General features: G+C 56.0%; 14 protein-coding genes and 1 riboswitch. Of the genes, 9 read left to right on the top strand and 5 right to left on the bottom strand.

Annotated elements, in window-relative coordinates:
• Positions 1 to 332: 332 nt before the first annotated feature.
• The 8 genes from JMJ16_RS24335 (at position 333) to JMJ16_RS24300 (ending at position 9779) form a co-directional block, all read left to right on the top strand.
• Positions 333 to 860: an NADH-quinone oxidoreductase subunit J gene (locus JMJ16_RS24335; protein WP_201369529.1), complete on the top strand. Its 528-nt coding sequence runs from the start codon at positions 333 to 335 to the stop codon at positions 858 to 860.
• Between the two features lie 6 nt (positions 861 to 866).
• Positions 867 to 1190: an NADH-quinone oxidoreductase subunit NuoK gene (gene nuoK / locus JMJ16_RS24330; RefSeq protein WP_236037923.1), complete on the top strand. Its 324-nt coding sequence runs from the start codon at positions 867 to 869 to the stop codon at positions 1188 to 1190.
• Between the two features lie 86 nt (positions 1191 to 1276).
• On the top strand, positions 1277 to 3403 hold the full coding sequence (nuoL, locus tag JMJ16_RS24325; protein WP_201385691.1) for an NADH-quinone oxidoreductase subunit L: 2127 nt from the start codon (positions 1277 to 1279) through the stop codon (positions 3401 to 3403).
• A gap of 9 nt (positions 3404 to 3412) precedes the next feature.
• On the top strand, positions 3413 to 5026 hold the full coding sequence (locus tag JMJ16_RS24320; RefSeq protein WP_201385689.1) for a NuoM family protein: 1614 nt from the start codon (positions 3413 to 3415) through the stop codon (positions 5024 to 5026).
• Between the two features lie 59 nt (positions 5027 to 5085).
• Positions 5086 to 6552 (top strand): NADH-quinone oxidoreductase subunit N, encoded by a 1467-nt coding sequence (locus JMJ16_RS24315; RefSeq protein ID WP_201385687.1) that lies wholly within the window; start codon positions 5086 to 5088, stop codon positions 6550 to 6552.
• 211 nt (positions 6553 to 6763) lie between these two features.
• Positions 6764 to 6872, top strand: a riboswitch (TPP riboswitch).
• A gap of 203 nt (positions 6873 to 7075) precedes the next feature.
• The gene (locus JMJ16_RS24310; protein WP_201385685.1) at positions 7076 to 7870 is read left to right on the top strand and encodes an ABC transporter ATP-binding protein; all 795 of its coding nucleotides are present in this window, start codon (positions 7076 to 7078) and stop codon (positions 7868 to 7870) included.
• The gene (locus tag JMJ16_RS24305; RefSeq protein ID WP_201385683.1) at positions 7867 to 8685 is read left to right on the top strand and encodes an ABC transporter permease; all 819 of its coding nucleotides are present in this window, start codon (positions 7867 to 7869) and stop codon (positions 8683 to 8685) included. The genes JMJ16_RS24310 and JMJ16_RS24305 overlap by 4 nt, the downstream gene beginning before the upstream one ends.
• 44 nt (positions 8686 to 8729) lie before the next feature.
• Positions 8730 to 9779, top strand: coding sequence for an ABC transporter substrate-binding protein (locus JMJ16_RS24300; RefSeq protein ID WP_201385682.1), 1050 nt, complete (start codon positions 8730 to 8732; stop codon positions 9777 to 9779).
• Between the two features lie 94 nt (positions 9780 to 9873).
• Here the strand turns inward: JMJ16_RS24300 and JMJ16_RS24295 are convergent, their stop codons facing one another.
• The 3 genes from JMJ16_RS24295 to JMJ16_RS24285 form a co-directional block, all read right to left on the bottom strand.
• Positions 9874 to 10803 (bottom strand): alpha/beta hydrolase, encoded by a 930-nt coding sequence (locus JMJ16_RS24295; protein WP_201385681.1) that lies wholly within the window; start codon positions 10801 to 10803, stop codon positions 9874 to 9876.
• A 180-nt stretch (positions 10804 to 10983) separates the two neighbouring features.
• Positions 10984 to 11724, bottom strand: coding sequence for an SDR family oxidoreductase (locus JMJ16_RS24290; RefSeq protein ID WP_201385679.1), 741 nt, complete (start codon positions 11722 to 11724; stop codon positions 10984 to 10986).
• 42 nt (positions 11725 to 11766) lie between these two features.
• The gene (locus JMJ16_RS24285) at positions 11767 to 13101 is read right to left on the bottom strand and encodes an FAD-binding oxidoreductase (protein WP_201385678.1); all 1335 of its coding nucleotides are present in this window, start codon (positions 13099 to 13101) and stop codon (positions 11767 to 11769) included.
• A gap of 116 nt (positions 13102 to 13217) precedes the next feature.
• On the opposite strand from JMJ16_RS24285, the gene JMJ16_RS24280 reads away from it, so the two are divergent.
• The gene (locus JMJ16_RS24280; RefSeq protein ID WP_201385676.1) at positions 13218 to 13868 is read left to right on the top strand and encodes a thiamine diphosphokinase; all 651 of its coding nucleotides are present in this window, start codon (positions 13218 to 13220) and stop codon (positions 13866 to 13868) included.
• Positions 13869 to 13960: 92 nt separating this feature from the next.
• On the opposite strand, the gene JMJ16_RS24275 is transcribed toward JMJ16_RS24280, so the two are convergent.
• A complete protein-coding gene (locus JMJ16_RS24275; protein WP_201385674.1) occupies positions 13961 to 14878 on the bottom strand; it encodes a hypothetical protein in 918 nt (305 codons plus the stop codon).
• 96 nt (positions 14879 to 14974) lie between these two features.
• Positions 14975 to 15724, bottom strand: a complete 750-nt coding sequence (rlmB, locus tag JMJ16_RS24270) for a 23S rRNA (guanosine(2251)-2'-O)-methyltransferase RlmB (RefSeq protein ID WP_201385673.1) — start codon at positions 15722 to 15724, stop codon at positions 14975 to 14977.
• Positions 15725 to 15830: the final 106 nt, after the last annotated feature.

Below are 15830 nucleotides of genomic sequence, written 5' to 3'. Positions count from 1 at the left end.
CAGGAACGACGCAAGCGTTGTCAGTGCAAACCCTTGCAACAAGTATAGTCTCAAAGGGGTAGCAGATCCGGGTAATGGTGACACCATCTACCAGGAGCCTTTCGTGTAATGAGAGGTAAGAGGCTCACGCGGACGTGACCTCGTACAATGATGACCCCCAGGTGTAGGCCGTTTAGGGGTTTGCACTTGCCTGGCTAAGTAGAATACCTACTGGTATTCTACCGCTCGTCATGGGTGATACAATACAACTTATAGAGTACCAAATGGAATGTAATCTTCTCCTCTTGTCCAAGAACTGAAATTACGATCCGATATTACCCGGAGGTTTTTTTATGGACTTTGCCGCCCTTATGTTCTGGATCCTGGCAACGATCCTGGTGGTGGCGGCGTTGCTGGTAGTCAGCCTTCGTAACATTGTACACAGCGCGATTGCGTTGTTTTTTGTGTTTGTGATGGCTGGTGGTATTTATATCCTGCTCAACGCCGAATTCATCGCTATTGTACAAATTCTGATCTATGCGGGCGCGGTAACCATTTTGATCCTCTTTGCGCTGATGTTGACGCGCATTGGGGGGCTACAGCGCACAAATCCAGCGAACAGGCTCTGGTGGATTGCAGCCATCATCAGCGCCTTTGTTGGTGGGAGCATTTTGTACGGCTTATTCAATAGTGCGCTTGCGATTTCAAATACCAGCACTGGCGGGGGCCATCAACTACCTGCCCACATTAATAATGTTGTTGCGATTGGGCAATTGCTTTACAGCCCCACATCCTATAGCTACGTCCTGCCCTTCGAAATTGCCTCTGTGGTGCTGCTGGTAGCGATTGTGGGTGCGATTGTTATCGGTAGGGAGGATTAAGAGGCTATGCATCTGACGCTAAACCATTTTCTGGTACTGGGTGCCATCCTTTTTTGTATTGGGCTGTATGGCGCAATTGCCAAGCGCAATGCTATCGCAGTATTGATGGGCATCGAGGTGATGCTCAACGCCGTTAATGTCACAATGGTTGGTTTTTCCTACTTCAACCAGGTGCAACCCTACGCGAATTATCTGACCGGTCAAATCTTCGCTATCTTCATTATTACCGTAGCCGCCGCTGAGGCCGCTGTCGCGCTGGCGATGGTCATTGCCATCTACCGCAAACGTGACACAGTGGACGTGGGCGAAATCAACATGCTGAAGTTTTAGTGCCGTCCGGGTCGCAAAAGAGAAAGGAGTAGTGCGCCTCCCCTGTCCTGTAGGGTTGTGACTGTTCGCGCACGGTGTTAATTAGTATGGATTCGTTGTATACCTATTCCTGGCTGATCCTGTTTGCTCCGCTCCTGGCCTTTGTGGTCATCATCTTCGGTACGCGCGTCCTGGATCTCCTGGGTCGACCACGTGCTGAGGTGCCCGCAGGTGGGCATGGAGAACATGGGCATGCAGACGCAGCCCACGGCGGGGAGAGTCATGGTGGCCATGATGCACATGGCGAAGATGACGATGAAGACCCCAAAATTCCTCATCTTTCAGTCTGGGCCAAGGCAAGTGCCTATGCCGCGATCCTGATTATGGCCCTGGCCTGTGCTTATTCCTGGGTGCTGCTGTTTAACACGGCCATCCATCCTGAAGCGCTTCGTAATAGTCTGACGGTCTTCCAGTACGACTGGGTGGCCTTTGGCAATTTGAAATACCAGGTGGCCTTCCAGATTGATAATCTGGCAGTGACGATGCTGGTCGTAGTGACGACTGTTACCCTGCTGGTGCAGTTCTATTCTCAGGGCTATATGGAGAACTCGGCGGGTTATGCTCGCTTCTACTCCTACCTGTCACTATTTGCCTTTTCAATGCTGGTGATCGTCTTCTCCCGCAACTTCCTGGTCATTTTTACCGGGTGGGAGCTGGTAGGCCTGAGCTCATATCTGCTCATCGGCTTCTGGATCAATAAACGTGCCAAGCCTGAGGAGCAGCGTCCCTCGCCCGCGAGTGCTTCGCTGCAAGCCTTTGTTACTAACCGCGTCGGCGACGTGGGTTTCATCATCGGTATCATGATTCTCTTCGCGCATGCTGGCTCCTTCGAGTTCTCCCAGATCCAGGCTTCAACTGCAAGCATGGATAAGGGCCTGCTGGCAGTGGCGATGATCCTGGTCTTCTGTGGCGCGATCGGTAAGTCGGCGCAGTTCCCGCTGCACGTCTGGCTCCCCTCGGCGATGGAAGGTCCTACCCCTGTTAGCGCGCTGATCCACGCGGCAACCATGGTTGCTGCTGGTGTCTACATGGTCGCGCGTACCTTCCCGCTCTTCGCGGCCGCAGATCCTATTGCCTTCCATGTCGTGGCCTGGGTTGGTGCCTTCACGGCCTTCTTCGCGGCGACGATTGCCCTGGTGCAGTCGGACTTCAAGCGCGTGCTGGCCTTCTCAACTATTAGCCAGCTGGGCTATATGTTCGTTGGCCTGGGCGTGGCTGGTCCCGAGTATGGCGCTGGCCCTGGTATGTTCCACCTCTTCACGCACGCCTTCTTCAAGGCCCTGCTCTTCCTGGGTGCCGGTAGTGTGCTGCATGGTCTGCACCACGCGATGCACCGCGAGGTTCAGGATACGCGCCTGATGGGTGGCCTGGCAACGCGTATGCCGATTACGGCGGCCACGTGGTTAATCGCGACGCTGGCCATTTCGGGTTTCCCCTTCTTCTCGGGTTTCTTTAGTAAAGAGACCATCATTGGCCTGGCTTTTGACCAACACGACTGGTTCTCCTATATCCTCACGCTGGCGACCGCTGGCCTGACCGCCTTCTACATGCTGCGCGCCTTCATCCTGGCCTTCGGTGGTCCAGATGGCAAGCTCTTTGGCCTGTGGGGTGGCACCTATCGCGGCGAGGGTCATGTCCACGAGTCTCCGTTGACGATGACCATTCCGCTGCTGCTGCTGACGATTCCTTCTGTGCTAGCTGGTTACTGGACCGGGTTCTTCAAGTACCTGAATCCTGATGCCCCAAGCCTGGATATCCCACACATGTTTGCATCAGCTGACACCTGGGTTGGTGTGGCGGTCTCCCTGGCTGGCCTGGCGACGGCCCTGGTAATGTATGGCCGTACCGAGCCAGCGAAGATAGACGCCTTTGTGCAGCGAAGTGCCTTCCTGCGCACCGTGCATCGCGTGCTCTTTAACCGCTACTACATTGACGACCTGTACAACTGGTTTGTGCGCTACGCCGTTCTGGGCATCTCCTACCTGGCGCAGGCCTTCGATACCTACGTGGTCGATGGCATTGTGAACGGAGTGGCTGGCGTGGTGAATATCTTCGGTCGCGGCGCGCGTCGCGTCGAGACGGGCCGTGTTCAGACGTACATGGTTGGCTTCTTCGGCGGCGTGGCAGTGCTCGCAGTGCTCGCCTTTGTCCTGATCACGTTTGCGAGAGGATAATAGAGGATCATGACGGCTTTACAACAAATTTTCGGTAGTGATCTTACCTGGATTATCCTGCTACCAATCCTTGGTTCGATTGTGGTATACCTTATGCCATCAAAGGCTGCTCGCTGGGCTGCCCTGGTGGTCGCAGTGGCTGTTTTTGTTCTGACACTGTCTACTTGGTATCGAATTCAAGCGAGTGGTCAGGGATTTGGCGATTTAACGCACCTGCGGGATTCAGTCAATGTGCCCTGGATTCGTTTCCAGGCAGGTAAGATTCAGTTCAATGTGGATTACTTCCTGGGGATCGATGGCCTGAGCCTCCCCCTGGTGATTCTAAATGCTTTCTTGACTGTGCTGGCGATTATCGGCGGCTGGAAGAAGGCGCGCGTCAAAGATTACCTGGCGCTGATCCTCTTCCTGGAAGGTGGCGTCATGGGCGTCTTTATGGCCCTGGACTTCTTCCTGTTCTTCCTCTTCTGGGAGATTGAGCTGGCGCCGATGTTCCTTTTGATTGGTGTCTGGGGTAACGAGCAACTGAAGCACGGGGTTCCTGGTCGCGTCTATTCGGCCTGGAAGTTCCTGCTGTATACCTTCTTCGGCAGTATCTTTATGCTGGCGGGTATCCTGCTACTCTACTTCAATAATGTAGGCCTTCCTGGCGCGACGGCGACCGCCAATATGGCGTACTTCGCTGATCCCACGCACATGGTGAGGGGCACGGTTGCCCTGCCGTTCCTGGGCGTGACCGCGAGCCTGCAACTGGTGGTCTTCCTGCTGATCTTCGTGGCCTTCGCCGTGAAGATTCCGATGTTCCCCTTCCATACCTGGCTTCCAGACGCGCACACCGATGCGCCGACCGAGGTCAGTGTGATCCTGGCTGGTATCCTGCTGAAGATGGGTGCCTATGGTCTGATTCGCATCTGCCTCACGCTCTTCCCCCAGGGGGTGCATGACTTCGCGGGCTGGCTGGCGGTGATCGCGATCATCAACATCATCTATGGCGCGCTGATCTGCCTGGTGCAGAGAGATATGAAGAAGCTGATCGCGTATTCGAGCGTTAGCCACATGGGTATTGTGCTGCTGGGCGTGGCCGCGGCGGCTGGCACGGGCGATATCGCCTTCCGCCAGGCGGCGCTAACGGGCGCGACTGTTCAGCTCTTTAGCCATGGTATCATCTCTGGTCTGCTCTTCTTCTGTGTCGGTGTCATCTATGATGTGGCGCATACACGTGAGATCTCGGCCTTTGGTGGTGTGGCGAAGCGTATGCCGATTCTGGGCACGATCTTCGTCTTCGCCGCGATGGCTTCGGCGGGCCTGCCTGGCCTGGCTGGCTTTGTCGCGGAATACATGGTTTTCACCAGTAGCTTCAAGATCTGGACCGTTGTGACGATTATCAGCGTCTTCACCATGATCTTCACCGCGGGCTACCTGCTGTGGATGATGAAGCGCGTCTTCTTTGGTCCATTTAACAAGAAATGGGATTGGCTGCCCGATGCAAGCCCCCGCGAGATGATTCCGCTCTTTGCGCTCGCTGGCTTGATTGTGATCATTGGTATCTATCCCAAGCTGCTCATTGATGTGATTACACCCAGCCTGTCCCATATCATGCAGCTGGCTGTGGCAACGATAAAGTAAGGTCGCCTTGATCGTGGCTGGACTCTGCGGGGTCCGCCATGATCAAACGAGGAGTTCTTATGCAAATTCAACCTTTTGATCTCTACCTGCTCTCACCTGAGCTTAGCCTGGTGGTGATGGCGCTGGTGGTGATGGCGGTCGACCTTTTTGTCAAAAGCCGCAGAGTCATCGCCGGGGTCTCACTGGTGGGCTTGCTGATCTCAGCGGGATTCACGATCTCTCTGGCCCTGACGCAAACGGGAACGCACAAGGCGTTCAGCAATATGCTGATCGTAGATGAGTATGCGCTCTTTTTTAAGCTTATCTTCCTGGTGATCGCCGCGATTATGGCGCTCACCTCCTATGAATATGTCGGCAAGTATATAAAGGCGACCGGCGAGTTCTACGCGCTCTTGCTTTTCTCTACCGTCGGCATGATGTTCATGGCAAGCACGACTGAGCTGATCACGATCTATATCGCGCTTGAGTTGACCAGTATTCCGCTGTATGTCATGGCGGGTATGCTGCGCCAAGATGAGCGCTCTGCCGAGGCGGCAGTGAAATATGTGCTGCTCGGTGCGATGTCTTCAGCTATCTTGCTCTACGGTTTCGCGCTGCTGTATGGCCTGACGGGTACAACCGACCTGGCTGGTATCGCGGCCTCTTTCTCCAAGATTGCTCAGGGCAATATGGTCGTCATCGTCGCCAATATCCTGATTCTGGCTGGCTTTGGTTTCAAGATCTCCGCGGTGCCGTTCCACATGTGGGCGCCAGATATCTACGAGGGTGCGCCAACGCCCGCTACGGCCTTCTTCTCGGTTGGCTCGAAGGCGGCTGGCTTCGCGGCCCTGATTCGCGTCTTCATGTTTGGTGGCCTCAACGCGGTTGATGTCTCAACGTCGGTCATCGCGTTCTCTATCGTTGCCGTCCTGACCATGACGCTGGGTAACCTCGTCGCGGCGGTGCAGAGCAACGTCAAGCGCATGATGGCTTATTCGAGCATCGCGCAGGCGGGCTATATCCTGGTGGGCTTTATCGGTAGCTTCGCAACCAATCGCCCCGAGGGCAATAGCTCGGTCCTCTTCTTCATCCTGGTCTATGTGATCACTAACCTGGGCGCCTTCGCGGGCATCATCGCCCTGGCGAATCTGACGGGTGGTGAGCGTATCGAGGACTTCCGTGGTCTCTGGCAGCGTTCACCTGCGCTGAGCCTGGGGACGGCCCTCTGTCTGCTCTCGCTGGCGGGTATCCCGCCCATGGCTGGCTTCTGGAGTAAGGTCTTCCTCTTCTCCGCCGCCTGGAGCCTGGGTCAGTCCTGGCTGGTGATTGTGGCGCTGCTCAACAGTGTTGTCTCGCTGGTCTACTATGGCCGCATCATCAAGGTCATGTTCTTTGACAAGCCCGTCAAGGAAGACCGCCTGGTGCCAACCATGGGCCTGAGCACAGCCCTGCTCTTAACTACGGTGGCATTGATCGTTATCACCTTCGTGGCGCAGGTCTTCCTCAACGTCGCTACTCCGGCCGCGGGCATCCTGCTTGCGCGCTAAGCACGCGATTCTGTAAGCTTGCCTTCAAAGAGAGAATATGAAGAGGGCTGGTAGGTAGATGCCTACCAGCCCTCTTCATATTCTCTCTTCCTGAGCGACGCAGACGCTAAGCGTCTTGAGCACCCTGGACCGCTACAGAGTGACCGCCATTTGTGTTATACTATGCAGTAAGAAGAATTGTACACTCAGCAAAAATAACAAGAGAAATTGACAAAACTGCTAGGGGAGCCTTTGTGGCTGAGAGACGGCTGAGACGCCGTCGACCCTTACAAGAACCTGATCTGGATAATACCAGCGGAGGGAAGCAGCAACCGGTATGCCGAGGCCAGAGCATTTCAGCATTTCAATATGGCCGCCATATCGCAAGACGCTAGCCGTGTTCCCTCCAAGGGAGCACGGTTTTTTTGTGTGGTGGATGGATGTGATAGGTGTGCTGGTAGCCTTCGACTACCAGCACACCTATCACATCCATCCACCACACAGGCAAGCGCCGCAGGCGCATAGGAGATGGTGGATATAGCCTATGGAAGATGAAGCAGTTACACAGGCAGATGAGCCGCTGAAACTCCTGGTGAAAGGTGTGAGTAAGAGGTATAGCGCGGGGAAGCAGCGGCTGGAGGTGTTGCGACCCCTGGACCTGCGGGTCAAAAAGGGTGAGTTTGTGACGCTGATAGGACCGAGTGGCTGCGGCAAGAGCACCCTCTTCAATATCATTGCCGGATTGGAGGAGCCAGACCAGGGCCTGGTGGCGATAGATGGTGTCCAGGGTAAGCGTGCGGGGAAGTGCGGCTATATGCTCCAGCAGCCGCTGCTCTTGCCCTGGCGCACGGTCGAGGAGAACGTCATGCTGGGGCTGGACGTGCGACGCGTCCCGCGTAAGCAGGCTCAGGAGGAGGCGCGAGCCTTGCTAGCCCACTTTGGTTTGAGCGAGTTCGCCCAGCACTATCCGGCAACGCTCTCGGGAGGCATGAAGCAGCGCGTGGCTCTTTTGCGCACGGTCCTGTTCAATCGCGATTTTCTCTTACTGGATGAGCCGCTGGGCGCGCTGGATGCCCTGACGCGCCTCTCTTTGCAGATGTGGCTGCTCGATCTCTGGCAGGAGGTGCATGCGAGTGTCCTGTTTATCACGCATGATGTGCGTGAGGCTATCCTCCTCTCTGATCGTATCTATGTGCTGAGCGCGCGTCCGGCTGGTGTTTTGCGCGTGGTGGACATCAACCTGCCACACCCACGCAGGCAGGAGCAACTGACCGAGCCAGAGGCGCTGCAACTGGAGTATGAACTGGTGAAACTACTACTCAAGGAGCAACAAGGATGAATGAGAGACGTTGGAGGCGCTTCGCGGCATATGGCCCGGCCTTTGTGCTGGTGGTGGCGCTCCTGCTCTTGTGGGAAGTGGGCGTGCGTGCGGGCCGGATAGACGTGACGCTTGTCCCCGCACCCAGTGCCATTCTTGAAGCTCTGGAGAATAAGCGCGATGTACTGCTGACTCATTCTATTCAGACCATGCTAGAAACGGTGCTGGGCCTGGCACTCGCCACGGTCCTGGGCGTGGCTATCGCGGTGGCTATTGACCTCTCTTCCTGGCTCAGGCGCGCCCTCTATCCCTTGCTGGTGGCCTCACAGACTATTCCTATGGTGGCGTTGGCCCCGCTGCTGCTGGTCTGGTTTGGCTTCGATATCTTACCCAAGGTGATCCTGGTGGTACTGTACTGCTTCTTCCCGATCACGGTGGCCTGTGCCGATGGCCTGTTGAGCGTTGATCCTGATCTGGTTCGGCTGATACGCAGCATGCGGGCCTCACGCTGGCAGATCCTCTGGCTGGTGCGTTTGCCGGGGGCGATGCCTTCATTCTTCTCAGGCCTGCGCATCGCCGCGACCTATAGCGTGACCGGAGCCATCATTGGCGAATACGTAGGCGCGGAGCAGGGACTGGGTATCTTTATGCAAACCTCGGCTAACGCGCATGCTATCGTACTGGTTTTCGCGGCTATCGTTATCACAACCGTGCTGAGCCTGGCACTCTTCGCTCTGGTGAGCCTGGTTGAGCGTATCGTCTTACCCTGGCAGGAGTCGGCCCAGAGACGTGCCTTTGGCGTAGCAGGGACTCCTACAGGCCCAAAATACATGTAGGTAGTGTTAGTTATATTTTTCTCAAAGTTCTCAAGGAGTGAGCAATGAACACACGAACGCGTTTAGTGGCGGGCCTTGGCATCCCTGTGCTCGTCATTCTGGTGGTGGTAGGCGCTTTCCTCTGGCAGCAACATGCCAGTGGCGCGCCAGCGGGGTCGCAGCCCCTGAAGAAGATGACCCTGGCCCTGGATTGGACCCCTAATACGAACCACAGCGGCATCTACGCCGCGCTCCAGCAGGGCTGGTACAAAGAGCAGGGGATTGATCTCAAGGTGCTGCCTTACTCGTCCAGCGTCTCGCCTGATACGCTGGTGAGCCAGGGCAAGGCGGATGTCGGTATTAGTTCGACTGAGTCGATTGTCGCCGATGCCGCCACGGGTCAGCCTGTGGTGTCGATTGCGGCTATCTTGCAGCATAATACCTCTGCCCTGGTGACCCTGGCAGATTCGGGTATCAAGCGTCCGCGTGACCTGGATGGCAAGACCTATGGAGGCTTTGGTGCTCCCTATGAGGGCGCGGTCGTTAGCGCTATGATTCAGAAGGATGGTGGCCAGGGCAAGTTCCGCAATGTCACACTTGATGTGGACGCCATGGAGGCGCTGAAATCGCATAAGATTGATTTTGTCTGGATCTTTGAGGGGGTTGAGGGTATCCAGGCGAAGCACGAAGGACTGAAGCTCAATTACTTCTACATTACTGACTTTGGCATTCCCGACTACTACACGCCAAATTTCATTACAGGTTCAAAGCAGATGAAGAGCGAGCCGGACCTGCTGCGCAAGTTTATGACCGCGACCGCCAAAGGCTATGAATATGCGCGCCAGCATCCCAAAGAGACAGCGCAGATGCTTATTGATGGCGCGGGCAAGGAGAATTTTCCCGATACCTCCTTTGTCATGGATAGCCAAACCTTTAATAGCGCTCACTATGCCGATACTGGGCGCCAGTGGGGCGTGCAGGATGACGCGGCCTGGCAGGGCTACCCCAACTTTATGCTCAACGCGGGCGCCATTCAGGATGCTTCTGGTAAGCCTATTAAGAGCATGGACTTTAAGCAGCTTTATACCAACGAATTTCTGCCTGGAAAGAGTTGACTTCTCGCGCCTTCGGCGCTCACATAAGAATGATATGGTTATGCTTGTGGACCGTAGGTCCACAAGCATAACCATATCATTCTTATGTGAAAAACTATTCCTCGAAGCGGGTGTGCAGCCAGGCGGCGACGTTTTGCTGGTGTTCGAGGGCATGAGGGAAGACGCCATTCATCCGAAAGAAGGAGTGGATCAAACCCTTCAGGTAGATACATTGGGTTGGTACTCCGGCCTCTTGCAGGCGTTGCGCGTACTTCTGTCCCTCGTCGCGCAGGGGATCATACTCCGCGACAAGAATCAGCGCGGGCGGTAGGTGGCTTAGATCCTGAGCGCGCAAAGGTGCCGCGTAGGGGTGTTCGCCCTCATCAGGTGTAGACAGGTACTGGTCCCAGTACCAGCGCATATCCTCTGCGGTGAGACCGTATCCCTCTTTAATGGTTGTGTAGGAGTCGTGATCGCCAGTATAATAGTCGGTCACGGGATAGACCAGGGCCTGGACCGCGAGTGGTGGATAGCCTCTGTCGCGTGCCAGGAGCGTGAGGGCGGCGGCGATATTTCCTCCAGCGCTATCTCCTGCCACCGCGATACGTGAGGCGTCTATAGCTAGCTCCTGGGCGTTTGCGGTTACCCATAAGAGAGCGGCCTCGGCATCCTCAAGCGCTGCGGGATACTTGTGCTCGGGTGCCAGGCGATAGTCGACCGCGATCACCACGCAGGGGGTATGCTTCGCCAGTGAGCGGCAAATATTGTCATGAGTATCGAGATTTCCAAGCACCCAGCCGCCACCATGAAAATAGAGCACGACTGGCAGCAGGACATTATCGGGCGTGGGGCGATAGATGCGAACCGGTATCTCACCCGCTGGCCCGGGAATGGTGCGGTTATGTACCTGGGCCAGGGGAATCGCTTCGCCTCCACTCACAATGCCCGAGAACGTGTTCTGGCGGCGCATCTCATCGAGAGATGTAACAGGTTCTGCAACTGGCAGAGACGCCAAATAGGCGGCCACCTGGGGATCAAGCGTCATTGGCTCCTCCATGCGTATATTGACGAACGCCGATGAATAAAATTTTTCTGGTAAGCGGTGTGGAGCGGGGTGAGTGCCGCTTATTCCTGGATAGGGAGTGTGGTGGGCCTTGACGGCCGCAGGCCGTCAAGGCCCACCACACTCCCTATCCAGGCGAGCGCCGCAGGCGCGAGAAGTCTGCTAACCTAATGAGAGATTTTTATAGATACGCTCTGGAATAGCCTTGATTATAAACATGATGCCGCCCCAGAACCAGGGAAGATAGACAATATCCTTCTTCTGCTGCATGGCCTGGTAGACGCCCTCGCCCACGGCACTGGCCCTGGCAAAGAGCAAGCCTTTGCGCAGGTGAGCGGTCATAGGGGTATCGACAAAGCCGGGTTTAATCGTGACCACCGTCACACCAGATTTGGCCAGGCGGTTGCGCAGGCCCTGTAAGAAGAGGTTGACCGCGCCCTTGGCGGTGCCATAGACGTAGTTGCTCTTGCGTCCGCGGTCACCCGCGACAGATGAGATAACCGCGATCACACCCCGGTGGCGGCGCTCGAAGTAGTTGGCGCTAATTGTAAGCAGTGAGACGACGCTGGTAAAGTTGGTGTTGAGTTCTTTGAGGGTCTCTGCCACGCTCTCTTCGCAGCCCTTCTGGCTGCCGAGCGTCCCGTGGGCGATGAGGAACATATCTAGCTCGCCCATGGTTGCGCGTGCGGCGTCGAACATCTCCTGGTGACGATGAAGGTCAGAGGCATCAAACTCGAAGGTCTCGACACTTTTGGCGCCACGCACCTTGAGGTCATCCGCGATAACGGCCATTTTCTCAGGGCTGCGTGCGACCAGGAAGAGATCAGCACCATCTTTGGCGAAACATTTTGCTGTCTCCTGGGCAATTGCTGAGGTCGCGCCTACAATAAGGATTTTTGCCATAACTTTTTTTATAACTCCAGATTGGTAGTATGTATGCTTTATCTATTGCGCAGCGGGCTGTGTGACGCGACGCCAGAAGCTGGAAGAAAATTGTGGGTCCATATACTGCTCGAACTCTTTCCAGCGTGGGAAGTAGCGCTGGAAGTCTTCGGGATGCATACGCGCGTCCTTAGCAGGATAAATCAGGCCACCGGCGGCATTAACCATGGCGTCCAGGCGGTCGAGGAGGCGCAGGGTATGTGTACCGTGATTGGCGAAGTCCAGAGCCAGGGTCAGGCCGGGGCGCGGGAAGGAGAGCATGCCAGGCGAGCGGACATCTCCAAAGGATTTGAGAACGGTCAGGAATGATCCCTCGCCGGAGCGGTTGATCTCTTGCATGATTTCCTTCATGGCCTCATAGCCGCCCTCAAAGGGAATGACAAACTGGTACTGGAAGAAGCCACGCTTGCCATACATGCGGTTCCAGGCATGGATGGCGTCGAGGGGATAGAAGAATGGATCATAGTGCGTCAGCTTGTGAACATACTTCTCGCGCTGCTTATTATAGTACGCCAGGTTGAAGGCGCGAATCGTCAGGCGGTTGAGGGTAATGGAGGGAAAATCGAAAGGGACGGCCAGGGGCAGGTGCTTTCCCTGAGTATTGCTGGGCATGGACTGCGTCGTATCGTGGTTGCCACGTGAGAAGAGTCCGCGTCCCAGCTCCTTGTCATTGCCCAGGCAGACCACCCAGGAGACCGTGTACTCAAAGTCTTTGTCGGACTCCTCAGCTAACTGGCGATATTCGTCCAGGGAGGAGAAGCGGATACTGTCCATTTGAATATATGGGTTATGGATGCGTTTCAGGCGGAACTCGGCCCAGAGAATGACGCCCGTCAGGCCCAGACCGCCAATAGTGGCCTGGAAGAGTTCACTGTTTTGATCGAGTGAGCAAATGAGGCGCGTGCCATCGGAGCGCAGTAACTCAAACTGGGTGACATGGCAGCCGAAGGTGCCGCCTTTGTGGTGATTCTTGCCATGCACATCATTCGCGATCGCGCCACCAACTGAGACGAATTTGGTGCCAGGGGTCACAGGCAAGAACCAACCACGTGGTACTGCCAGCTCCAGCACCTCGGCCAGGGAGACGCCCGCCTCACAGCGTAAGAGGCCCTGTTCCTCATCAAAGGAGATGAAGTGACGCAGATTGCTGACATCAAGCGAGATACCGCCCTCGTTAAGGCAGCTATCACCATAGCTGCGCCCGTAGGCATAAGGCAGGATAGACTTCTCAAGCGTATCGAGTTGTGGAACCTCGTGACGCCAGTAGACTGGCAGCACGGCATTGGGCTTCACACGTGGGAAGCGACCCCAGGATTGAGGTGTGCGCTGTATCGACATGTTATGAGTACCCTCTATATGGATAGATATAGATCTGGATCTAGAACTTGTTCAACTATCATAACGAATTGTGCGAAAATGTGGCTACTAGTTAGCCGAAAGGTATAGCAAATAGTATGCATATTGTTGTATTTGCCGCGGGAAGTTTGAGACCTGGAAGTGGTATACAGGAGGCCCTGGCAAGTGCCGACCTGGTGATAGCCGCCGATAAAGGGGCACAGACCGCGCTCGACTATGGTCTGACACCGCGTGTCATTGTAGGAGATTTCGACTCGCTCACTCTTCCTGAGCCAGAGCTACGCGCACGTGGGTGCGAGCTTGTGCGCGTCGCCGAAGAGAAGGACGAGACCGATACAGAGCTGGCCTTGCAACTCGCGCTCGAGCATGGCGCGACGCGTATTACCCTGCTTGGCGGCTGGGGAGGCGAACGGATGGAACACGCCCTCGGAAATATTATGCTCCTGGCCAGTATTACAAGCGTACCTGTGTGCCTGGTCGATGGCCCTTCTGTGTGCTGGGTGGTGCATGGCCCAGCACGGACCCAGGTGCATGGCACGAGTAACGACCTGCTCTCGCTCTTCCCCCTGGTAGGCGATGTGACGGGTCTGACCACGACCAACTTACAGTACGCCCTGCGCGATGGTTGCCTGCGCTTTGGTTCGCCCAGGGGCATTAGCAATGTCTTGACGCATGACCTGGCCGAGGTGGAGGTTGGTAGTGGGGTCTTGCTCCTCGTGCATACGCGTAGAAGCGAGCTTCAGGAGTAATATTGAGGTCTGGCTGTCTCCTGGCGCATGGAATGCGCCAGGAGACAGCCAGACCTCAATTGCTTGGAATCGTATCTGGCGGAGGTGTCTTGCTACTGACGGGTATAGGAGAAGTACATGATGGCGCCGACGACGACCAGGACGATGCCTACGCCTCCCAGCAGGAAGGTAAAGATCATCAGACCATTCGGGCCACCAGAGCCGCTGGAATTGGTGGTCGCCGTCGCGGTGACTGTAGGTGTGGTACCGGGCGTCGGCGTGGGGGTAGAAGGCGCTGCGGTCGGCTCCGCGGCGATGGTAAGAGCCTGGTTGGCCTTCATAAAGCTTGAATCTTCATTGGGTGCGGTGACACTTACCTGGTAGCTTCCATCCTGAGCGCTCTCCGGGACGGTCAGCGTCGTGGTAAAGATTCCATCTGGACCCGCGGACTGCACGCTCTGGCTGGTGATAGCTGAGCCATTGCTAACAATAGAGACGGTAATATTTTGTACTGGCAGCCAGCCAATGCCCTGGACCGTAATCTTGTCGCCAGGGGCCGCATTCTTAGGGGTAACCTTGATCGCAACCGGCTCAGCAACGGTAAAGTTGTTGCTGGAGATGGCCTGCTCGTCCTGAGTAGTCACACAGAGGAAGTAGGGGGCCGAAGGAATATTGGCGGCCTCTGGCCAGGTAGTGACAACATTAAAGCTGCCGCTGGCGTCAATGGTCGCGCTATCTGGGACAAAGGCCTTCATGTGGTCGGTAACCTGGTTGGGCTTACACTGGTTAGGATCGCCTACCGGAGTGGCGAAGAGTTTGGCGGTGCCATTGGGCTTAAAGCCTGTTCCCGTGAGCGTCACCTTCGTGCCGGGGTGCCCAATAAGAATCGAACTCGTCGCTCCTGGTTGCGCTATTTTGACCTCTGGGCCTGCGGCATGTGCCAGCGCGGGCTGTAGCGAGGCCGCCAGGCTAAGGGCGAACAGGCCACAGATCGCTAGCAGGCTGAGGCGTTGCAGAAATATCTTAAACACGATGAAGCTCTCCTGAAATTATTGCATCGATATACATGATAGAACGTAATGGATATAACGCATGTAACAAATGCAAGCATGGGTAGGATGGACCCCTTAGCGAGAGGCGAGCGAGCGCTGGCGGAGCGCCTCGTAGAGCGTGATGCTGCCCGCTACGGCTGCATTGAGCGAATTAATATAGCCATGCATAGGCAGTTTGATCAGCACATCGCAGTGTTCGCGCACCAGGCGCCCCATGCCTTTGCCCTCATTTCCCACAACCACGGCGAGCGCTCCCGTAAGATTGGCCTGCGTGTAGAGTGTGTCTCCTTCGCCCGCCAGGCCCACGACCCAGATATTTTGTTGTTTGAGATAGTCAATGGTGCGTGTGAGATTAGTTTCACGCGCAATCATAATATGCTCGGTTGCTCCGGCAGAGGTCTTGACCACGGTTGCGTTGACCTCGGCGGCGCGATGCTCGGGAATAATGACCCCGTGCACCCCTGCCGCTTCGGCGGTGCGTAAGAGCGAACCCAGGTTATTGACATCCTGAATCGAGTCGAGCAAGAGTAGGAACGGTGGCTCGTTACGCTCTGCGGCACGCGCCAGAATATCGTCGGTGCTGGCATATTCGCGCTCGGCGACAACAGCCACGCAGCCCTGGTGTACCGCGCCTTTGCTCATCTGGTCCAGGCGTGCTCGTGGCACCGTCTCGACCGGAATCTGGCGTTTTTGGGCCTCCTGAATAATTGTGTTCAGGGTGCCTCCCTCGCGTTTACTTCCCTCTGCGAGCAGGATTCGCTTCACCTTGCGCACCGACTGTAGGGTCTCCATAATGGGATTGCGACCCCAGATATACTCTGACATAACTCCCTCTTCTCCACCGTTTTCCTCCCACTATAACAGTCTATGCGGAGTGGGGCAAGAAGTATAGGAGCATGGGAGTATGTTGGAGGTGATGTCTGTGGGGACA

The sequence above is a fragment of the Ktedonobacter sp. SOSP1-52 genome (genome assembly GCF_016587395.1).
Note: the sequence above shows the minus strand (reverse complement) of the source record. Positions and strands in the feature narration are given on the sequence as shown.